Source organism: Vibrio sp. TH_r3 (assembly GCF_033101115.1).
In the GTDB taxonomy this organism is placed as follows: Bacteria; Pseudomonadota; Gammaproteobacteria; order Enterobacterales; family Vibrionaceae; genus Vibrio.
This window is the reverse complement of sequence record NZ_JAWMPW010000065.1, coordinates 1-1,023: the sequence shown is the minus strand read 5'-3', so window position 1 is coordinate 1,023 and position 1,023 is coordinate 1. Positions and strand designations below refer to the sequence as shown.

Genomic DNA, 1,023 nt, shown 5'->3' with positions numbered 1-1,023 from the left:
GGGATGTCGGGCGCGCAATTAGGTGAACGTCTTAATCTCTCTCGTAATCAAGTCTCCATATTGGAGCGTAAAGAAGCCGATGAAACCATCACACTCAAACAACTTAAACAGCTGGCGAGCGGGCTCGATGCCGAACTGGTTTATGCGATTGTTCCGCGTCAGTCGATTGATGACATGATAGAAGCGCGCGCTATGGAGTTGGCCAAGCAGCGTTTGGCCATGAGCCACCAATCGATGTTTTTAGAAGCGCAGCAGTTAACCTCAGAGCAACAACAGCAAGCGCTGGTTCAATTAGCCAATGAGATTAAAACGGGCAGCACCCGAGATTTGTGGAAAGTCAGTTTGCAGGAGAAATACCAATGAGTCTGTTTGTTGAACCAAAGGGCGCAACTGAACTAAATGCCGATGATGTTTCCGGGCTAAAATTTGATCACATCACGACTCGCGAAGAGCTTAATGAGCTTGAAAATGCCAACATACTGCAAGGGTTGAGTTGGTTAGCCACGACGCCTAAAATTAGCATGGATGACATTTTTTCTATGGCGTTTGTGGAAGAGTTACATCAACGTTTGTTTGGTGATGTGTGGGAGTGGGCCGGCAGCTACCGTCACCGAGAGTTGAACATTGGTGTCGATCCGCTGAATATCCGACCAGATTTACACAACTTACTGGAAGACATCAAATGTTGGATTGAGTTTGAACACTATGACAGCCTAGAACTCTCGGCCCGGATACAGCACAGATTAGTTAAAATTCACCCTTTTCCTAACGGCAACGGACGTCACTCGCGCGTAATGACGGACTACATACGAATGGTACTACTCAAACAAAAGCCTTTAGTTTGGTCCAATACAGATTTGGATAAACAAAGCCAAGAGCGGGGTGAATACATTGCGAGCTTACGCCAAGCTGATGCCGGCGATTATGCGCCTTTAATTCAATATCTTCAGGCGAAAGGGAATGTGACTTAAACTAAGCGTTAAGAGCTAAATATACAATTACAGTGTGGATAGTTAAAAGAGG

At 45.7% G+C, this 1,023-nt stretch carries 2 protein-coding genes; both read left to right on the top strand.

The window, feature by feature from the left end:
* Positions 1–363 (top strand): transcriptional regulator (locus R3X26_RS18765; protein WP_317718843.1); only part of this gene is annotated, 363 nt, incomplete at its 5' end.
* On the top strand, positions 360–971 hold the full coding sequence (locus R3X26_RS18760) for a mobile mystery protein B (RefSeq protein WP_317718842.1): 612 nt from the start codon (positions 360–362) through the stop codon (positions 969–971). The genes R3X26_RS18765 and R3X26_RS18760, both read left to right, overlap by 4 nt.
* Positions 972–1,023 lie beyond the last annotated feature (52 nt).